General features: G+C 52.1%; 21 protein-coding genes. 8 read left to right on the top strand and 13 right to left on the bottom strand.

All coding sequences use genetic code 11. The features are described 5' to 3' along the window. Window positions 1–82: 82 nt before the first annotated feature. Complete coding sequence (locus E1H13_RS05635; protein ID WP_169612430.1) at window positions 83–310, top strand: hypothetical protein; 228 nt, start codon at window positions 83–85, stop codon at window positions 308–310. A gap of 227 nt (window positions 311–537) precedes the next feature. Here E1H13_RS05635 and E1H13_RS05630 read toward each other — a convergent pair whose 3' ends face one another. Beyond that, window positions 538–1,149, bottom strand: coding sequence for a glutathione S-transferase family protein (locus E1H13_RS05630; protein ID WP_169612429.1), 612 nt, complete (start codon window positions 1,147–1,149; stop codon window positions 538–540). A 153-nt stretch (window positions 1,150–1,302) separates the two neighbouring features. On the opposite strand from E1H13_RS05630, the gene E1H13_RS05625 reads away from it, so the two are divergent. Continuing rightward, entirely contained in the window at window positions 1,303–2,601 is a 1,299-nt protein-coding gene (locus E1H13_RS05625) for an FAD-dependent hydroxylase (RefSeq protein ID WP_169612428.1), read from the top strand. Here the strand turns inward: E1H13_RS05625 and E1H13_RS05620 are convergent. The 4 genes from E1H13_RS05620 to hslO all read right to left on the bottom strand — a co-directional run bounded on the left by E1H13_RS05620 (window position 2,598) and on the right by hslO (window position 5,543). Continuing rightward, window positions 2,598–2,807 carry a hypothetical protein gene (locus E1H13_RS05620; protein WP_169612427.1) on the bottom strand — a complete coding sequence of 70 codons (210 nt, stop codon included), beginning with the start codon at window positions 2,805–2,807 and terminating at the stop codon, window positions 2,598–2,600. The genes E1H13_RS05625 and E1H13_RS05620 overlap by 4 nt on opposite strands. Window positions 2,808–3,041: 234 nt before the next feature. Further along, window positions 3,042–3,242: a hypothetical protein gene (locus tag E1H13_RS05615; RefSeq protein ID WP_169612426.1), complete on the bottom strand. Its 201-nt coding sequence runs from the start codon at window positions 3,240–3,242 to the stop codon at window positions 3,042–3,044. Between the two features lie 456 nt (window positions 3,243–3,698). Then, entirely contained in the window at window positions 3,699–4,505 is an 807-nt protein-coding gene (locus E1H13_RS05610; protein WP_169612425.1) for a family 1 glycosylhydrolase, read from the bottom strand. A 126-nt stretch (window positions 4,506–4,631) separates the two neighbouring features. Continuing rightward, window positions 4,632–5,543, bottom strand: a complete 912-nt coding sequence (gene hslO, locus E1H13_RS05605; protein WP_169612424.1) for an Hsp33 family molecular chaperone HslO — start codon at window positions 5,541–5,543, stop codon at window positions 4,632–4,634. A 140-nt stretch (window positions 5,544–5,683) separates the two neighbouring features. Between hslO and E1H13_RS05600 the strand changes: the two genes are divergently transcribed. Continuing rightward, window positions 5,684–6,094, top strand: coding sequence for a hypothetical protein (locus E1H13_RS05600; protein WP_169612423.1), 411 nt, complete (start codon window positions 5,684–5,686; stop codon window positions 6,092–6,094). A gap of 55 nt (window positions 6,095–6,149) precedes the next feature. Here the strand turns inward: E1H13_RS05600 and E1H13_RS05595 are convergent, their stop codons facing one another. Beyond that, a complete protein-coding gene (locus E1H13_RS05595) occupies window positions 6,150–6,596 on the bottom strand; it encodes a universal stress protein (protein ID WP_169612422.1) in 447 nt (148 codons plus the stop codon). 372 nt (window positions 6,597–6,968) lie between these two features. After that, window positions 6,969–7,448 carry an NUDIX domain-containing protein gene (locus E1H13_RS05590; RefSeq protein ID WP_169612421.1) on the bottom strand — a complete coding sequence of 160 codons (480 nt, stop codon included), beginning with the start codon at window positions 7,446–7,448 and terminating at the stop codon, window positions 6,969–6,971. Between the two features lie 413 nt (window positions 7,449–7,861). On the opposite strand from E1H13_RS05590, the gene E1H13_RS05585 reads away from it, so the two are divergent. Next, the gene (locus E1H13_RS05585; protein WP_169612420.1) at window positions 7,862–8,425 is read left to right on the top strand and encodes a zinc ribbon domain-containing protein; all 564 of its coding nucleotides are present in this window, start codon (window positions 7,862–7,864) and stop codon (window positions 8,423–8,425) included. Window positions 8,426–8,570: 145 nt separating this feature from the next. Here E1H13_RS05585 and E1H13_RS26825 read toward each other — a convergent pair whose 3' ends face one another. The 5 genes from E1H13_RS26825 to thrC all read right to left on the bottom strand — a co-directional run bounded on the left by E1H13_RS26825 (window position 8,571) and on the right by thrC (window position 13,890). After that, window positions 8,571–9,086 (bottom strand): hypothetical protein, encoded by a 516-nt coding sequence (locus E1H13_RS26825; protein ID WP_206070077.1) that lies wholly within the window; start codon window positions 9,084–9,086, stop codon window positions 8,571–8,573. A 113-nt stretch (window positions 9,087–9,199) separates the two neighbouring features. Next, complete coding sequence (nblS, locus tag E1H13_RS05575) at window positions 9,200–11,221, bottom strand: two-component system sensor histidine kinase NblS (RefSeq protein ID WP_240966474.1); 2,022 nt, start codon at window positions 11,219–11,221, stop codon at window positions 9,200–9,202. Between the two features lie 199 nt (window positions 11,222–11,420). Beyond that, entirely contained in the window at window positions 11,421–11,765 is a 345-nt protein-coding gene (locus E1H13_RS05570) for a hypothetical protein (protein ID WP_169612419.1), read from the bottom strand. Between the two features lie 400 nt (window positions 11,766–12,165). Then, on the bottom strand, window positions 12,166–12,441 hold the full coding sequence (locus E1H13_RS05565) for a MoaD/ThiS family protein (RefSeq protein WP_169612418.1): 276 nt from the start codon (window positions 12,439–12,441) through the stop codon (window positions 12,166–12,168). Between the two features lie 144 nt (window positions 12,442–12,585). Further along, the gene (gene thrC / locus E1H13_RS05560) at window positions 12,586–13,890 is read right to left on the bottom strand and encodes a threonine synthase (protein WP_169612417.1); all 1,305 of its coding nucleotides are present in this window, start codon (window positions 13,888–13,890) and stop codon (window positions 12,586–12,588) included. Window positions 13,891–14,458: 568 nt separating this feature from the next. On the opposite strand from thrC, the gene ntcA reads away from it, so the two are divergent. The 4 genes from ntcA to E1H13_RS05540 all read left to right on the top strand — a co-directional run bounded on the left by ntcA (window position 14,459) and on the right by E1H13_RS05540 (window position 18,611). Next, the gene (gene ntcA / locus E1H13_RS05555; protein WP_169612416.1) at window positions 14,459–15,130 is read left to right on the top strand and encodes a global nitrogen regulator NtcA; all 672 of its coding nucleotides are present in this window, start codon (window positions 14,459–14,461) and stop codon (window positions 15,128–15,130) included. Between the two features lie 126 nt (window positions 15,131–15,256). Beyond that, window positions 15,257–16,651 carry a DUF3084 domain-containing protein gene (locus E1H13_RS05550; RefSeq protein ID WP_169612415.1) on the top strand — a complete coding sequence of 465 codons (1,395 nt, stop codon included), beginning with the start codon at window positions 15,257–15,259 and terminating at the stop codon, window positions 16,649–16,651. A gap of 1,002 nt (window positions 16,652–17,653) precedes the next feature. Beyond that, the gene (locus E1H13_RS05545; RefSeq protein WP_169612414.1) at window positions 17,654–18,043 is read left to right on the top strand and encodes a PadR family transcriptional regulator; all 390 of its coding nucleotides are present in this window, start codon (window positions 17,654–17,656) and stop codon (window positions 18,041–18,043) included. Between the two features lie 43 nt (window positions 18,044–18,086). Further along, window positions 18,087–18,611, top strand: a complete 525-nt coding sequence (locus tag E1H13_RS05540; protein WP_347404124.1) for a cofactor assembly of complex C subunit B — start codon at window positions 18,087–18,089, stop codon at window positions 18,609–18,611. Window positions 18,612–18,913: 302 nt separating this feature from the next. Here the strand turns inward: E1H13_RS05540 and E1H13_RS05535 are convergent, their stop codons facing one another. Further along, a complete protein-coding gene (locus E1H13_RS05535) occupies window positions 18,914–19,234 on the bottom strand; it encodes a DUF3155 domain-containing protein (protein WP_169612412.1) in 321 nt (106 codons plus the stop codon). Window positions 19,235–19,310 lie beyond the last annotated feature (76 nt).

The raw sequence follows: 19,310 nt of genomic DNA, 5'->3' as shown, positions 1-19,310 counted from the left end.
AAAAATGGATACAGAAATTCCATCCTCTCAATTGCAGGGGATGCGCTGATTGCCTTCATCCCCGTTGACAGGAGACGATTCCATGGCCCCTCAACTCCAGACCCAGACCGAAACCACGGCTGCCTACGACTGGAACCCGGCTTGCCACATCACCTATACCCGTGACACCTGGGTGCAGTTGACGGATTTGCCCAGTGCCTATGCCGCCGATGCGGCCCAACTGCTATGCCAAGAGTCGCCAGACTATTGGGTGACTTGGGTGCCTGACCATGGGGAGGTGGTGTTGCACCGGAGCCAGTTTTATATCTAGATAAAACTAGATAAGGTGATCTTCTAGAAAAGGTGATCTTTAGGAAAGATTTTCCTTTGATGTAGCCCGGGCAAAGGGCCTTGCCCACGCTCATCAGTTATAGAGCGATCGGTAAAGCTTGTGCACCCATCCTATGACGGTATTTTGTTATCCAGAAATCGCCTAAGTCCCTCAGCGTTGAGTTGATCAGTCGGTGAGTACCAATACAGGGTGCTGTAAGGGGCGGCTTAATCGGGCTGGGGTATGGTATCCCGTAGGGAAGGACGCTGATGCAGTTGATCAAACCAGTGGGCCAGACGGGGGTAGCGAGACTGCCAGCCCAAGCCAAAGCGCAGGCTGTAATAGCCCAGGCCAGATACGGCGGCAATATCTACAGCACTGAGGCGATCGCTGAGTAGATAGGGCGTCAGCTGTAATTGCTGCTCAAACACTGTCAGCAACCGATCAATTACCACCTGGTGCTGGGCCTGAACCTGGGCATCGGCGCGATCGCCTTTGCGGGTTTCTAACCAAAGGGCCACCACTTGGTCGGTCATAGCATCCGCCAGTTCTTCCCCCTGGCGGCAGCGCCATCGCTCCAGGCGATCGCTGGGGTAAAAGGAGGGCTCGGGGTAGGTGTCGTCTAAGTACTCGACAATCAAAGTCGAATCCCAAAACACCAGGCCATTGTCATCCACTAGCACTGGAATCTTGCCAATCGGGTTTAGGCGCAAAAACTTGGGAGACTTTTGCCGAATGTTGGTGTCCACATGTTGGTAAGAGAGTTGTTTTTCAGCCAGAACAATGCGGACTTTGCGGGCATAGGGCGATCGCCCGCTGTAGTAGAGTTGTCGAGCCATGATCTACCGATGAATTAGGTGAACGTGTTCATTTTGCCGAATCAACCCTACGACTCCAAACCAATGGGAACTCAGGTTGATTTCCGTAGAAGCCTGGGTCCACAATAGACATAGCCTAGTTTTTAGGGCCTTGTTCGTGCTTCGTTAGCCTGTATGACCACTACTCCATCCCTGCGCCAGCCTCAAGATCATGTCCAAGACCGTGCAGCGGCGGCTGATTTAGGCCCAACGTCTCTGTCTGCTGTGACTGTGGATGTGGTGATTGTCGGGGGTGGCATTGTTGGTTTGACCCTGGCCCTAGGCTTGAGCCCTTCAGGGATGCAGGTGGCTGTGGTAGAAGCCCAGACCCCAGAGGCCGCTGCGTCCCGGCAGCGGGCCTATGCCTTTTCCCTCACCTCTGGGGATATCTTTAAAGGGTTAGGGCTCTGGCCGCAGGTGGGGCCGCAGATTACTCATTTTCAGCAGGTGCGTTTGTCTGATGGCGACTATCCTCGGGCCGTGCGGTTTGTACCTGCGGATTTGGGCACCGAGGCGGTGTATTACGGGGCAGAGCACCCGGTGCTGATGCGGGCGCTGCAGCAGGCGGTGGAGCAGGCGACCAACATCCACTACTTTAGTTCGGCCAACCTGACTGTGGACCTGCAACCGGGCAGCCACCAGGTGATGGGACGATTGACCACTCCCGCAGGCGATCGCCCCTTACAGGCTGCTCTAGTGGTGGCCGCTGACGGTAAGCAGTCTCCCCTGCGGCGGCAAGCCGAGATTCAAACCTTTGGCTGGCAGTATTGGCAGTCCTGCATTACCACTGTGCTAGAGCCAGAGGCAGACCACCAAAATACAGCCTATGAGCGGTTTTGGCCCAGTGGGCCGTTTGCAATTTTGCCCCTGCCGGGCCAGCGGTGCCAGATTGTCTGGACGGCCCCCCACGATCAGGCTAGGGCTATGGTTGATTTGCCAGAAGCGGAATTTATGGCCGAGTTAGAGCGTCGCTATGGCAGCCAAATGGGGCGACTGAAGCGGTTAACCCGGCCTGTGATGTTTCCGGTACAACTGATGCAATGCGATCGCTACGTGCAGCATCGCCTAGCCCTAGTGGGCGACGCCGCCCACAGTTGCCATCCTGTGGGGGGGCAGGGCCTAAACATGGGCATTCGGGATGCGGCGGCTTTAGCTGAGGTGCTCAGTGACGCCTTTGGTCGAGGGCTAGACTTGGGTACAGTGAACGTTCTATGCCGTTACGAGCGCTGGCGGCGCTGGGAAAATTGGGTCATTCTAAGCTTCACTGACCTGCTCACCCGCAGTTTTTCCAATCATATTTGGCCTTTAGTGATTTTGCGTCGCCTTGGCATCGAGGTGTTGAATGCCATTCCCCCGCTGAAACGCCTCGCCCTACGACTGATGACAGGTCGACTGGGGAAAGTTCCCCGGTTGGCTAAGGTTGGGCGGCGTTAGTATTGGTACTGTACTTGTGACTGGGTGTAGTCTTGCAGCGGAACCGCCCGATTAAGCGCTAAGTTCTTGGCAAATTTCCGCAGGCTTTCATAATTGTGTTGGCTACAAACTAACCGACCTTGCCCAAAGTACTGACTTTGATCGTCTCGTAGTTCAACGGCAAAGTCTGATATGTACACTGAAAAGATTTTAGTGGTGAGTTGCATGGGAATTCCTTCTCTTTCGAGATTAATTCTTTCGAGATTGATCTTTCAATAGCTCAGATGACATCAATGACTGGCCAGCCCAGCTATGAAAGATATTGGCTAAAAGCGGTCAAGATACTGATGACGCGATCGCCGTTGTCAATGAGGTTAACGTTAGCCCTTTGGCCCTTATTGACGAACTGAGGTGACTTCTGGAAGACGTTCTACCGATTGATGGGCTGGACTTGGCATAGCCTATGCTAGCTCTGGGGAATTGTCGTGCAGGTTAGCGGGATCAACGTAATAACAAGCTGCACTGTCCAGGCAAATGCGAGCCCAACCAGCATCGCTTACCCCTACCAATTCATAGGTGGAATCTTGAACAAAATAGCCCCGATGATCTCGTGTACCAGGAAGTACGGTAACGGTATAGCGATCTTGAATGAGGATGTTCATTGTGTTTTTTTGTAAAGAGCGATTAAATTTTGATCAAACTTTATCGAGTTATCCTCATCTTATATGAAGAAAAGATGAGGTAGTTATATTTTTCGATAATGGTTTTTAATCTTTACTTTAAAGGCAAGACAATGTTTCGCCTGCTACGATTAAACCAGAATCTTGATAAACATTTGTAACAGTAACGTTCGTGGTTTTGGCACTCTCCGGCAGGTCGTTGAAGCCACCAAATAGGTCAAAGCCTAACTGCTGGAATTAGACTTTGAATTAGGCGGCGCTCTTCATCGGCCATCGCCAACTGATGTTCGGCGGTGGAGAGGGGCTTAAGCTTGTTGTCATCAGGCTTGACCGGCTTGAACTATTTGGGTTTGCGAGGGTGCACAGTGGTCAGTGGTGGTTAGGTATTAATCCTGATGTCCCCCGATGCCTTTGAGGCAAATGGTCAACGGGTGGGCTTTAGTATCGACTGATCGAGTCTCCCTCGCAGTTTGAAGCGCTGGGTCGTCCGGCAAAGCGATCAACCACCCAGCCCAAAATATATACTGCCGTATCGTCACGGGCATCGTGGGAGGATCCGGGATAGCGGGCAAACTGTACATCCTCGCTGGCCTCACAGCGACGGGCGGCTTCTGCTTCGCTCAGCTCTATGGGAATCAGTGGGTCGGCAGTGCCGTGGGCAATGAGAATTGGTACGTCAATCGGGGCACGGGGTGTATTTTCCTCGAACAGGGTGCTCCAGTGGAAGTAGCCGCGTACCGACACCCCATCGGCGGTGGCCCGCTGGAGCTGGGTGAGATAACTGCGCAGATAGGTAATGCGATCGGTATCGTAGACATGGCCCTGGTCGTCGGGGGAATCGCTGGCGCTGCATCTGCTCTCGGTGATGTAGATAGCTTGAACGTTCCACAGCGACTGCACGAATCGCGGTGCCCAGTATATCGCCTCGGGGGTCACCCGGTGCCAGGGCGAAGCGGTGCGGGGGTGGGAGTCGTTAATGGGCACGAATTCATAGCCAGGGGCAGTGTCGATCGCCTTGGCATAGGCCGCCGCCAGGTAGACGTTGATGCCGACAAAGTCGAGGGGGCTGGCGATAATCCGCAAATCCTCCTCGGTGAATTTGGCCGCATTCTCTCCCTCTGCCACCAGATGGGCGTCGGTGTAGCGTCCTTCTAGCATGACCGTCAAAAAGCTGGCATTGAGTTCGTGGGTGGCCAGCTCGGCGGCTTTGATATGCTCCGGGGTTTCGATCACGGATACGGCCACGTTACTTTATATAAGACCTGATATAAGACCTGCCCAGAGGGTATCGCCGCCGCTCTTGGTTAATCAACCCATACCTTTCCAGTGAATTGAGATGATAAGGCGAGAGTCAGTTCATTCCCCAGAGATTTATTGCCTGGCCGCTTGCTTTTCATCTCGTAAATCCTCAATTAGCTGGGCCAGTTGGTCACTATTGGTGTGGTACACCTGGTTGCAGAAATGACAGGTGGCCTCGGCCCCGTTATCAGTTTCAATCATGTCCCTCAGCTCTTCTTCTCCCAATAGTTTCAATGCCCCCAACATCCGCTCAAAAGAACAAGGGCAATTGAACTGAACCAATTGAGATTCAGGCAAAATTTCGAGACCCATGTCTCCCACCAACCCATCAAAAATTTGGGGTAGGGTCTTGTGGGCGCGGAGCAGGGGGGTGAATCCCGTCAGCGACGATAGACGACTTTCCAGCAGCGACACCATTTCGGCATCTTCAGCCGCCCGCGGCAAAATTTGCAGCAGCAGCCCACCAGCTGCTTCGACCCCATCGGCCCCCACAAATACCCCCAGCACCAGGGCCGACGGAGTTTGTTCAGAGTTCACCAGATAGTGGGTTAAGTCGTCACCAATCTCCCCTGATACCAACTCGACGGTGCTGGAATAGGGGTAGCCGTAGCCTATATCTCGCACCACGTAAACATAACCCTCGCGGCCTACCGCTCCGCCCACATCCAATTTGCCAGCCGCGTTGGGGGGCAGCTCAATGGTTGGATTATCCACATACCCCCGCACGGTGCCGTCTAAACCGGCATCGACCAAAATGCCCCCCAAGGGACCATCGCCGCGCACTCGAATATTGACCCGAGACTGCGATCGCTTCATGCTAGAAGCCAACAACAGTCCTGCCGCCATGGTGCGCCCCAAGGCTGCTGTAGCCACATAGGATAGGTGATGCCGTTGCCGGGCGACTTCCGTTAGCTTACTGGTGATCACCCCGACCACCCGAATGCCTCCATCAGCGGCGGTCGCTCGAATTAGTTGATCTGCCATGCGTTGCCCCAGTGTTACTTAACAATCCTTATTGAATATTGTAGAAGGTCTAGGGTGGCCCAGCTTTAGTTGCCTGCATATAGGACTGCGGTGGCTGGTCTTCTTTGGCATACTGAGAGGTGTTGTTTGCCAACAAAGCTATGCTAGGGACCCTTCAACAAAGCCATCTACGCATCGAAGTAGACGCCACCCAGCCACAGATTAAAGCGAGTTTGCTCCAACCGGGAAAGTTTCGTCAATGGCTTTGGCCCCAACGCTTTGCCGAAGGCTTGCCTGAGCAGCTCCATGAAGGGCTTGTGTTTAATAGTTACCTAGGCTTGGTTGAAGTGCGTCACCAGGTTCAACAGGTAACCGATCACAGCTTACAGATGGTGCTAGCTGGGGGAATTGATGGATTTCACCAGTGGTATTGGGGCGATCAATGGGTCCAGTCGCGCCTAGAAGGGGTTTCTGCGTTACCGCTAAATCTTGGCCAAACCATAACAATGTGGCGGCTTCGGCAGTTTTTGAGCCATCAAAACCAACATCAAAATCAACCTATCGCCAGTTAACCCAGGACCCTGCAGGTCAACTGACTAACCCCGCCTATCCCCTGTCCTCTGTCCCCTATCCCCTGTCCCCTTGGCCTCTTGGTTTAACCACCATGACCGTACAGGGGGCCTGTTCCAGGACCTGGCTGCTAACTGATCCTTCAATAATGCGATTCACCCCCTGGAGGCCACGGCTACCCAACACAATCAAATCAACTTGATAAATATTAGCCAGCCGAATGATTTCCCGGTCGGGCTCCCCCGGGACCACCTCGATCACAGGAGAACTATCCACCAGTCGCTGGGCACAAGCACTGAGGTGTTGCTCAATGTCGTAGTGGGGAAAGTCGTGATTGGCAGGCAGCGGTCGAGAGGCATCTTGGCCAGCCACATCATCGGCATAGGGCAAAACATGAACCATAATCACCCGTGCTTGGGGGGCAAGCACCAGATTTCCGGCAGCTTCTACAATGGCGTTGTCAGAAGGGGAATTGTTGAGAGCAATGAGAACAGTGGCAAACACAGGTAATTTGCTGAATGGTTGGCGCTGAGTCGCTATTGTAAGCCTTTCCCCTCGCCCCAAGAGAGGTTCCTGAAGCCAAGGCAGCAGAATTGCAACATTCCTTAGCTTTAGCGCAGCCCTATCACAGGCTGTGCAAAGCCGACAAATCATTTAGGCCCCTCTCCTTAAGGCAGCTACCGTGTATACACATCTCGGCCCTCACCCCCAAGCCCTCTGGGCAGGCTACGCCAACCGTCCCCCTCTCCCAAAAATGGGCGTAGCTTGCTTCTCGAAGAGTGGGGGATGTAGAGCTTGCGCTTCCTGCAGAGTGGGAAAAGCCCTGGCGGCAAAGGTTCTGGGACTTACGTGTACACAGTAGCCTTAAGACAGGGTTTAAGGCAAGGTGGCCTGAGCCTGGTCTACGGTAACGACTAAATCCTCTAAAAACTGCGCCTGCGCTTTAATAATCCGCTTTTTAGCTTCTTCCAAGCAAAACCAGGCGGCCCGATCCACCTCTGGGAATTCTTGCATTTGCCCAGAATGGGGAGGCCATTCTAGAACAAAAGTATTGCTATGCAGCATCGCTGGATCAAAATCACCTTCAAAGGCCCAAGCAAAAACCAGCTTTCCTCCTGCCTGCCGCACCGGACGCAATCGGTAGAAAACCCCTTGGGGAATTTGCCCTGTTTCTTCTTGAAATTCTCGCTTGGCGGCTTCGAAGGTGTCTTCACCCGGATCAATTTCCCCCTTAGGAATAGACCAAGCCTGCCAGTATCGTTTCACCCAATAGGGACCGCCAGAATGCACTAACAATACTTCCAGCTGTCCAGACTGGGTGCGGTACATTAGCAGCCCTGCACTTTTTTTGGCCATAGGTCGTTGTTGCACAGTGCCAACCGCCACCCCGCGGGATGGCTTGGCGGTTTGCCTTCAATCAGGTCTAATGGTCAGTCAGGATAGTTTTAGGTTACCTCAGGGACGCGCCTCCAGTGGAAGTACTGGCTAGAACAATGCCCCCACAATTACCTCCCGCCTACGCTGGATGATAGAGATCATCGGGGTTCGTGGGCTATCCAGTTAAAGGTATTGGGCTGACAGGGTGCACGGTTTACGGTGAGTGGTCTACAGCTCGCCTTAAACCGTGTACCGCTGACCGTTCATCCTAGATCCCCTTTTTCGTCATTGATTGTTTTGGCTCAACCCTAGATCTTAAGAGAAAGGTGAAACTCGGCGACATTAGCGTCAAACCTTTCACAATGGTAACGGTAACTCATGACCCTTGTACTATGCCCTATCGCTGTGATCTTGGTCCTGGCCATTCTATTTATCTAGATAACCAGGGCAATGCCACGATTATTTTGGTTTCCAGCACTGGCGCAGGCCAGCAACAACAGGCCAGCAATACTGTACACACAGGACCCTGGACAGACGTGCCCCAAGTAGCCCAAGTGGGGAATGGGGTTTTAATTCGTTGTGTGTCAGCCCAGGGGGTCGTGATGGTTCAAGTCCAAGGCAGCCAAATTGGCTTGGCGACTAGCGCTGCTGCCTGGGCCAGCGGTCAAACGATAGCGGTGCAGCCGACAGACCATATGCCTGTGCCTAAAATGCGACCGATGGAACCGATGCAGCCCATGGAACCCATGGAACCCATGCAACCGATGCAGCCGATGCGCATGGGTAATATGCAGATGTCTGCTAATCCCATGGCCATGCGCATGGGCAATATGGAGATGCAGATGGGGAATACTGAGGCTACCCCGAAGGGGCAACGACAGTTTTGCACCCAGTGTGGGGCCTCAGTTAGTCCAGAGGATCGCTTTTGTGGGAGCTGTGGTCACCAATTGAAGTAATGGGCTTAGTGATACCCTATGGGCCTAGTCAACATCCTAGTGTTCTGTCATTCTGTTAAGCCAGAGGTGACGGGTCAACAGGGTCTACGGTATACGGTGCAAGGTCTACGGCTCGTTTTGAACCGCATACCGCAAATCATGAACCCTAAGTCAGCAGGTTTAGGCATCCAAGGAATGCTAGCACGATCACCGTTACCGTCAGCCAACTAACGCGATCGCGCAGAGAATTAATTTCAGCCGCTTGCTTTTCGACCAATGGTGGCAATGTATTTTGCACAGGCACCACATCAATCAGGGTGACCTCATCGTCTGTTGGCTGGGAAGCAGACGGCTTATCCTCAAATTTCACCTGGTTAAATAGCCAGCGGGTGATCAGCCAGGGACTGTTCTTCTTGAACCAGCGGAGGGCAAAAATGCGAAAGACGGGTTTTGTAAACCGAGCAATACCCTTGAGCGGACCACGGAGGGCTTTAATACTCACCTTTTGATTAATTAACCGGATAGAACCCACATCATAAAGGCAGTCAAGCACTGACTTAACTGTCGCTTCTTCTCGATTAAATAAATTATCGAGTAGCAGCATGACCTCTTGGATGCACTCAATTTCGGTCTGGCGCTCTTGATTACTAGGCGATTGTTGTTGACGTTGAAGATTCTGCATGGTCTGGCGACGACGGCACCGGCTCTAATCTTAATTGTAAGGTCAGGTTCATATAGCTTAAGCTCACATTGCAATGGAAATTAGCGCAATAGCTACCATAACGATGCCCTTACCTAGGATAGGGACGGGGGATCAAGGGTTGCTGCAATCACGGGTTCTAGGGTGATGGTCACAGGCGATTCGGCTTCAGTTCCTTGGTTGCCAGACGCACTTGTCTGACCATGGGCTAGGGCAGAGCTATGATCTGGGGGGTTCAACATCAAATCAAACCAGAATGTCGTCCCGACTCCCACTTCACTCACCAGCCTCACCTGGCTGTTGTGCTTTTCAATAATATTTTTCACGATGGATAACCCTAGACCGGTTCCTTCCAAGGTATGAACCCGATTTTCTACCCGGAAAAAGCGATCAAAAATAGCTTGTTGGTCTTCTAGAGCAATACCTATACCCGTATCTGAGATCTCGACCCGAATACAGTCCATGGCCCTGGTATTATCGTGGCAGTTGGAGAGTTGGTAAGCTCGTAGCATCACCTGTCCCCCAGGCTCAGTAAATTTCAGGGCATTGCCCACCAAGTTGCTAAAGACCTGCAACAGCAAATCATAGTTGCCAAAGACTGGTGGCAAGTTAGGCTCAACATCTTGCAGAAGTTCGATTTGCTTGTCCCTGGCGTTCAGTCTATGGGTGCGCAAGGTTTGTTCAATCGGTTGGCTGATATCTACCGCATCAAGCTGATACTGACGGTTTGATTCAAGGCGCGACAAGTCGAGAACGTCATTCACTAAACGGGTAAGGCGATCGGTCTCGTGGTTGGCGGTTTCCAGGAATTCTTTACGTTCGTTATCACTCAGATCTTCACCGTATTCATGGAGAGTCTCAATAAATGACTTGATGTTGAACAGCGGTGTGCGTAACTCGTGGGAGACATTGCTGATAAATTGAGCCTTAGCTTCGTTGAGGGCCACTTCTCGGGTGATATCTTGCACCGTAATGGCGAGCCCTTTGACATTTTCTTTGGCCTGGTCCAAGACGGTGTTCAGCAAGATGCGTAGGGTACGGTTACTGGGCTCAGTTAAAGGCACCCGAAATTCCATGGCTTCGGCATCCCCCTGAACCGCTTGAAACAGGGGCCGGGTCATTTGCACCCTGACTGGACTGGGAAAATGTTCAAGGATGTTTTGCCCTTCTAGGGACTGGTTATCCCAGCCGAAGATGCGGCGGGCTGTGGGGTTAACCAGCACCGCGTGCATGTCGCTATCGAGCAAAATAGCGCCATCGGCGATAGTGGATACCAGGGTTTCTAGTTTGGCTTTTTCGGCCGTCAGCTCTTCAATGTTTTGCTCTTCGTAGCGCTCTAGGCGCTCAGCCATATCGTTAAAGCTATAGATCAGTTCGCCTAACTCACCGCCCAGGGGCAAGTTAATTCGCTGTTTGAAGTTACCGGCGGCAATATTTTTCACCCCAGTCAGCAGTTCTTTGATCGGCTGGGTAATTGTCAAGGCATTGAAGACCGCTCCTAAAATAACCATCACCCAAATGGAGACAAAGACAGCAATGGTGACATCGCGAGTCAAATGGGAGGAGGCTACAACGGTGGGGTTGGGGTTAATTCCCAGGGCCAGCACCCCCAGATGATCGCCGTTGTAGTTGAGCGGTACGAACACATCGGTGACTTCCCCGGCGGGGGTAATGTGCTGGCGAACCAAGGGGCGATCGGTGTTTTGGGCGTACCCTTCGGGCAGCTGCATCCGTCGCCGCAGGGTCAGAGAGTTTTGCACCGCAGCTTCAGAAAAAGGAATGCCAAAGAAAATATCGCCATTTTCGTCGGCATAGAGCATGTAGCGTACACTAGAGGTGCTTTGGTAAAAGCTGTAGGAAAAGCGGGCCAGTTCAGTGCGATCGGCCTCGTTTACCAAAGGTGCGACATTGGCCGCCAATAGCAAGCCCAGGTCTCGGGCAAAGCGAGTGTCGTTGAGACGGGCATCATGCTGGATGGTGTTGACCGCCCAAAAGGTAAGCCCACTGGTAATTAAGGACACCACTAATGTTGCCCCCGCCATTAGTCGGGTCTGCAGGGTAAAGTCTCCCCACCAGCGGAGAAACACATCGCGGATTTTAACGAGTAACCTGATCAACGGTGCCTTAAAATGCCAGCAGTAACCAACGTCGCCTTAAGAATATCGCCTTAAGCACATTCCAACTCAACCTTGACCAGGGGATGGTCCCTGTACCTAGCTCAAAAGGCAAGGAAGGTTTACCAAAATTCTGGATCAAGCATGGGCTAGAACACTCTTATTCTGGCACGTTCTTCGTGATCATAGCTTCCGAACCGCCTCAATCGTCAAATAGAGCCTCAAATTCGTGGCGTAGGCTGGTGTAGTTGACTACCCGGGCAACCACCAGGTGGTCACTACCCTCAGTGGACGCAAATTGTTGTTTCCAGTGGCGGACGTTGTCTTCTTGGTTTAGCCAAAACTCCACCATCTTATTGACAATGGCGTCCCAGTCCCAGTCGGGTTTATGATGAACGATTTCAGTGGCCTCGATAAACCCATCTAGGGTACAGCAGTAGCTGCCTAGATAGGCTTGGCTGCGATCGCGGCTGGTTTCAACCCGTTGTTGGTGGCTAAAAAATTGCAGCACCGGGGCAATACCAATAATGTCAAAGCTATAACTCATAACTGAAAAAAGGAATTTAATCACCTTAGCGTCAGGAGCGGCCAGCTAAACCACTACCTAGCGCGTTAGCTGAACCAGCAAACCCGCCAGGCGAAGCGTCCAAGCCACGCACCCTGGCTTAGTTGGTAATACTTAGGGATTATTTTAATGACTACCTTTGAGGCCGTTGTTACTGGGAAACGGTTTTTCATAAACTTTAGATTCTGTCATGGCTAACTTCTACCTGCCGGACTGCGGCCCCGTGATCTTGAGGGTCTAACCAAGGCAGGGGGGCAAGATGGTAATCAGGACATGGGCTGCATAAAAAAAGCCAGGGGGAACTCCCTGGCTCTTGAATTGCTTAAATTGTGTTGATCTAAGAAGGTGATGCCCACCTGCCAACCGGTGGTAGGGTGGCCCCTCAACCCCCTGCAACAGCAGGGACAATACTCACTTCATCACCGTCACTAAGGGCCGTGTTTTTGCCATCTAAAAAGCGAATATCTTCGCTGTTGACATAGAAGTTAATAAAGCGGCGCAGTTCACCCGTATCGTCGCACAGACGAGCTTTGATACCAGGACAGTTCGTTTCCAAGTCATCCAGGAGTTCCACAATGGAATTCCCTTTGCATTCTAGGGCGGCCTGGTTATTGGTGAATTTCTGCAGCGGGGTAGGAATCAGTACTTTTACAGCCATGTTGATGAAATAGGTAAAGCGAGAAAAACGACAGGCAGAAGAAATTGTAGAGCAGGGGGTGGATATTGGGTATGGGATACCGGCATCCCCTCCTGGGAGGGGTAGGGGTGGGTTTCTGGGGTATCGGGTATCGGGTATCAGCTACTAAACCAGCACCTGTTGCCATTCCAACCGATCCAAGGTGCGAGCCCGCTCTAGAGCCCGCTCAAAGCTGTCTAGTTTGGGTTCAATGGCGAGAGGTTCGCCGATGTAACCCTGAACGGCTTCTTGGGTCTTGAGGCCGTTGCCTGTGATGTAGGCCACAGTGCACTCATCCGGGTCAATTTTGCCGGCTTCAGCCAGCTTTTTGAGCACGGCAATGGTGGTGCCCCCGGCCGTCTCCGTAAAGATGCCTTCGGTTTCGGCCAGCAGCTTCATGCCGTCCACCACTTCCGCATCGGTGACTGATTCAATATTGCCATTGGTTTTGCGGGCAATGTCGAGGGCATAGATACCGTCAGCGGGATTACCAATGGCGATGGACTTGGCGATGGTGTTGGGCTTGACCGGCGTGACAAAGTCGCGACCCTCTTTGAAGGCTTGGGCGATCGGCGAACATCCTTCGGCTTGGGCACCGCTAAAGCGCACATCTTTGGCGTCTACCAGGCCCACTTTGGTAAATTCCTGGAAACCCTTGTAAATTTTGGTGAACAGGGAACCAGAGGCCAAGGGGGCCACAATGTGGTCAGGCAGACGCCAGCCCAGTTGCTCGGCCACTTCAAAGCCCAGGGTCTTGGAGCCCTCAGAATAGTAGGGACGCAGGTTGATATTGACGAAGCCCCAGCCGTAAGTGTTGGCCACTTCAGAACACAGACGGTTGACCTGGTCGTAGTTGCCGTGCACAGCCATTACCGTGGGGCCATATACCAGAGTGCCTAGCACTTTACCGGCTTCCAGGTCAGAGGGAATAAACACACAGCAGTCTAGACCAGCATGGGCGGCGATCGCAGCGGTAGAATTCGCCAGGTTCCCGGTACTGGCACAGGACACCGTAGTAAAGCCCAACTCCCTTGCCCGGGTCAGGGCCACGGATACCACCCGGTCCTTAAAGCTCAGGGTGGGCATATTGACTGCGTCATTTTTGATGTAAAGCTCTTTCAGTCCCAGACGCCGAGCTAAGCGATTGGCCCGCACTAAAGGGGTCATACCGGTACCCACATCAATCGGATTGTCCGAACTGACCGGCAAAAAGTCCTTATAACGCCAGATGGACAACGGCCCCGCCTGAATCGTACTGCGACTGACCCGCTGGCGAATCGCATCATAGTCATAGGCAACTTCTAGCGGGCCAAAGCACACATCTTCACAGACGTGCTTAGCGCCGAGATCATAGGTTTCCCCGCATTCTCGACATTTCAGGGCAGAAAACGTTTGAGCAGCAACGGTGGGGCGTTCAATGGACTGGGTCATAACAGGGCCTGTGGGTCTCTACAGATCTAAACAACTTAAGCAAAACTTTGAAAGTCTTGGAATATCAATGATTCCGACGATGGAACGGAGTCTAGCACGGAGAGTAAAATCAGATCAAACATACCCGACAAAAAAAGTCGGGTATGACCAAGCACTACTTTAGTGCAGTGTGCTACGGCGTACATCGTGTTGCGGCAAATGTCGGCAACTAATCCTGTCACCTAGAACCTGACACTCTCAGCACAGGTCGTCATAGTTCTGCTAGCCAGCACTAGGCTATGGTCATACCCGCTTGCATTTTGTTTTGGCTAAAAGAAAAGAGGGATGACCGCAGCCTAGTAGTGTGTTATACAAACGTCAGCCTCGTAGTTAAGGTTAAGTGTTCTAAAGTCATGGAATGCTCGCATTACAGAATGCATCAAGTTGGCAAAGTTGCTTTATGCTTAATGTCCAAACACGCTTTTCAGTGAGCCTTGGTGACATGCAGCGGTGACCGTTGTTCTGATAATGATCGATTCCCCGTGATGCTCTCAGCGTTGATTTCCCGTAATGCTCTTAGCAAAACGTTATGGTAGTGACCCAAGATAAGCCGCTTGCCAGTGTGTTTCGTCAACTCTCCGGTGGGGCATTTCCCCCGGTAATTGAGTCCTATGAGCGCGGAAAAACCATTTTCTTCCCTGGGGATCCGGCAGAACGGGTCTACTTTTTATTAAAGGGAGCTGTCAAGCTATCCAGGGTGTATGAGGCTGGCGAAGAAATCACCGTCGCTCTCCTCCGTGAGAATAGTGTTTTTGGGGTTCTCTCGCTGATTACTGGGAACCGTTCCGATCGCTTCTATCATTCCGTTGCCTTTACGCCAGTTGAACTGTTGTCAGTACCGATTGAACAGGTAGAGCAAGCCTTAGAAGAAAATCCTGAACTGGCTCTGCTGATGCTTCGAGGCCTATCGTCTCGTATCTTGCAAACCGAGATGATGATTGAAACCCTGGCCCACCGTGACATGGGATCCCGCTTAGTCAGTTTTTTATTGATTCTCTGCCGCGATTTTGGGGTGCCCAGCCAAGACGGCATCACCATTGACCTGAAGCTGTCCCACCAGGCTATAGCCGAAGCGATTGGGTCTACCCGGGTAACGGTGACTCGGCTGTTGGGGGACTTGCGACAGGAGGGTATGATTTCTATCTACAAAAAGAAAATCACCGTCCACGACCCCGTAAATCTGAGTCAACAGTTCACCTAGGGCTGTCTTGGGCGTATTCCTCAAGCTGGGACGTATCAGATAAGGTTGGGGATAGGTGGCCTCAAGCATGTCACTGTTGATTAAGCCATACAGTAGAGTGTATGCAGGTTTTGTAATGGCTAGTGAATGCTTCCTGGGTACGTACTGATACTGGCGGTTTTGATGTTGGGGGGGGTGATTGCCACCCTGGGCGATCGCATTGGCATGCGAGTCGGTAAAGCTCGGCTGAGTTTGTTCAACCTGCGCCCTCGTCAAACTGCAACGGTCGTCAGCATTGCCACTGGCAGTATAATCTCGGCCTCGACCCTGGCTATATTATTTGGCGTGAGCAGCCAACTGCGCACTGGCGTTTTTGAATTGGGCCGTATTCAAGCGGACTTAGCCAGCGCTCAAGCAGATTTGGAAGACGCCCGAGCTACCCAGACAGAAGTCGAAGATGATCTAGAGTCGGCCACTCGCGAACGGCAGCGGGCTCTAGAGCGCTTGCAAGAGATCAATCAATCCCTAGACCAGGCCGTAACCCAACAAGAGCTCACCCAAGCCCAACTGCAACAAACCCGCGAACAACTCCAAACCGTCTCCCAACAAGCCGAGAGCCTACGCCAGTCCACCGACGACCTGAGGGCCGAACGAGACCGGTTGCAGCAGCAGCAGCAAACCATTCGGGCCCAAATTGCCGAGCGCGACCAGGAGATTACCCAGCTCGACCAAACCATTGCCCAGCGGGATCAAGACATTGCCCAGCGGCAGCAGCGACTGGCGGATCTAGAGGCTCAGCAAGAGCGCTTAGAGCTCCAGGTGAGTGATCTACAGCGCCAATTCCAGGGCCTATTTTTAGGCAATATTGCCCTAGCTCGTAACCAAGAAATTCTATCCGGCATTGTGCGGGCCGAAAACCGGGAGCAGGCCACCGAGTACATGGGCCAGTTCTTATTTGAAGCTAACCGCCAGGTCCTGCAAGCGGTAGCTCCCGGTACGACGCGAGACCACCAGGCGATTTTCATTGGTAGTCGCGAAGTCGAACGGTTAATTGAGCGACTGGGTACTGGCGATGAGTACCTGGTTCGTCTGCTGTCAGCGGCTAACTACGTCACGGGTGAGCCCTGTGTTACGCAAGGAGCTGACCCCTGTATCCAGGTCTTTATTGATGCATCTCCTAACCAGCAGGTGTATCCTGTGGGCGAGCGGCTGGCCACCATTGCCCTCGACTCCCCACCATTTCGGGACCAGGAGCTGGTTGAACGCCTTAACCTATTGATGGTGGCAACTCAGTTTCGGGCCCGTCAAGATGGTGTCGTCGTGGACAACCTGCAGGTTGCTGACAACCGTACCGAAACCCTTTTGCAGTTTTTAGAGATGATTAAACAATCAGGACAAGCGGTTGATCTACAGGCGATCGCCGCTAGCGACATCTATACTGCTGGTCCCCTCCATATTGATGTTGTGGCCGTGCGAAATGGCCGGGTGGTCCTCACCACCCGAGCCCTAACCTCCCCAAATCCTGACATTCTAAGGCCCTAACCCTAACCACCCCAACAGTAACAATGGCCGTTGCTTGCTACCTGGATGACTCCCCCATTTCTAGCTTGTCAACCCCTAGGGCCAGCTAGTACTGGAAGGCAGAAGTCAGAAGGATGAAGGCAGAAAGGGAACCCTAAGCCCATCAAGGCTTTCCAAAGGAATCAGTGGTAGGTTTATTTCCGCCCTAGAGTGCTAGTGCAGCGTCAAGTTTTAATTTTAGGGTTGGCATCTGTAGAAAATTGGCATCATTAAGTCCGAAATCCCCTCCTTGGGAGGCCTGTGCTGAGCTTGTCGGAGTACCTGTGCTGTATACCTGCGGCATGGCTTCGCTAGCGCGTAGCGACCCCAGACGATGTCCTGAGCTTGTCGAAGGAAGGGTAACCTGTCGAAGTAGGTAGGGGTGGGTCAACTCAAACACGAAGAGACCCACCTCGCCCTCCTAGGGAGGGGATCGGAAGTCTTGCTGCTGTGATGAGGCAACCCCGCTGAAGATAAAAGGCTTTTGCAAAGCACTTATCCTAATTTCTAGCTTTGACAGACCACTAACCAATATTTTTTCTGGTTAGAATTTTGTCGACTGAAAATTCTTTGGCGGCGAATATTTAATAATGTCTAAAAAAATTTGCAGTTAGTTACCATCTGGGGCCACATCAACCCCGTGGGGATCACCTGTGATTAGAATTAACCTACAAATCTGACCGGCATCCTAAAAGAGTATTTTCTTTTGGATCCAAAACTAAAGCCGCAATCAAGACCACCCATCTCAACTGATGGCTGGACTCCTTGGTTATCCGGTTAACTGCTCCATCGTTGGAGTGGGTTAAGTCGGCTGGCATCGTCAGACTTGCTCCCCCTGCCTGGTGCGACATTCAGTGTTGACAAGCTGGATGAATCCTTGCCTCAAAACACCATGGCTCCATTGGCTGGTTTAGCAGTGGTCCAGGGTTCGTTTTGGTTTACCGGTTCAGGCAGATCAACCTATAAAATACCTGGAGCGATCCCATGAAATTTGAGGATATATACCAGTTTTTCGAGGATCCACCGCCGATCTACCTGAACAAGGAATTGGCCGTATGTTACGTACTGGCCGTACTGCTGCAGCAAGACTCCTACGGCACCGAGCTGATTCAGCGTTTGAGCCAACAGTATACCCACCACCGGCTCTCCGATACCGTGCTGTATGGTGCCCTGAAGTTTCTAGAAGACGAAAACGCGATTGACGGATACTGGAAGAAAGTTGAAGGCCGTGGTCGCCCCCGGCGCATGTATCGGCTTAACCCCGACTGGCGTCTACAGGCTGAAGAATTGGCCGAATTTTGGTGCACCTACATGGGGGACTCGACCAAACTAGCCTATGAGGTCAGCCCTGCCATGTGGTCCCCTAGACCCTAAGAAGCAGTACCCTAGACTCAGTACTCTAGGGACTAGCAAGGTTGTGACCAATACCGTTACCTATTCCACACTGTTTCTAACCCTGCTAATGATGGTAGGGTTATTCTTTTTCATTCGGGCATCCACCAAAGATCGCACCGAAACGTTGGTCTTACACCGTAAAACTCCCCCACAGCTATTGTTACAAGAGTTGAGAACCTACTTTGAAGCTCGAGCCTACACTACCCAAGACGTCAATGGTGAGGCCAACACTCTAGCGCTTCAAGGCTTTGTGCGGCCTAGTTGGTTTTTAGCCATTTTTCTGACCACCTTGGCTGCTGTAGGAGCGTTGTGTTTGGCCCTGGTGTTGGCAAGTCTATTCCCCCTCTATGGACGAGTTTTTATGGGGTTAATTTTGCTTGCCCCAGCTGCTGGGCTGTACTACTGGCAGCGGGCCGGTCGAGAAGAGCAAGTCACCGTACAGGTCTGTCCAGAGTCATTGTCCGCCCTAGAGCAACACAGCCAACTCACTGTCATTGCCCATCGCGATGAGTTAATTGCGCTACAAAAATCCTTGGGAAAGTCATAACGTTAACCCTAGATCAAGAGCTGTTACCCATCCATGCCTCTCAATCCAACCCTGGTTAGTGCCAACGGCAGATCAAAAAGGGCTAGCCTTTAAGACTAGCCCCTTAGGGTCATTCCATCTAAAAAAGCATCCTGATCTAGGCTATTGAGCGCAGCCTATATGGCTGATTACATCAAAACCTTGAATAGGCTTTTAGCTGGAACACTCTCTTATCAGGCCCTATGGCGTTTGCCAGATATGTGGCGCAGCCAGATGTTGTGATTGAGTCATACTATGACTCAATCACCGTTATCGAGTCACCGTTATCGAGTTACAGCTTCTACTGCAGCCGCATCCTCTTCCTCACCCAGTAAGACTCTCAAGCTGGGGAAAAGAAAGTGATTCTCCTCAACGTACTGAGCACCGAACAGACCTTTTTCAGCCCAAAAGTATCTATCGGTAGTATGCTCGTTACGCTTAACCAGCAGTAACGCTGGGGGAGCGATGCCTTCAGAGTGAATGAAGTTGCGAGCAGCGGTTACAGGTTTTTCATTGCCACTCTCGATACTATACTGAGGAACAGCCTCTAAGATACGGCGCCCTTCTAACCGACGGCGACTCTTGCGCTTGCGTCTCCTTGCCAAGTTGCCTACCTCCCTCTCTATGGATATTTGGATGTAGTTTTGGTTACAAAAATAGTTAACCAGGCCAAGTATATAG

Source organism: Nodosilinea sp. P-1105 (genome assembly GCF_012911975.1).
GTDB lineage: Bacteria > Cyanobacteriota > Cyanobacteriia > Phormidesmidales > Phormidesmidaceae > Nodosilinea.
This window is presented reverse-complemented; position numbering and strand designations above follow the sequence as displayed.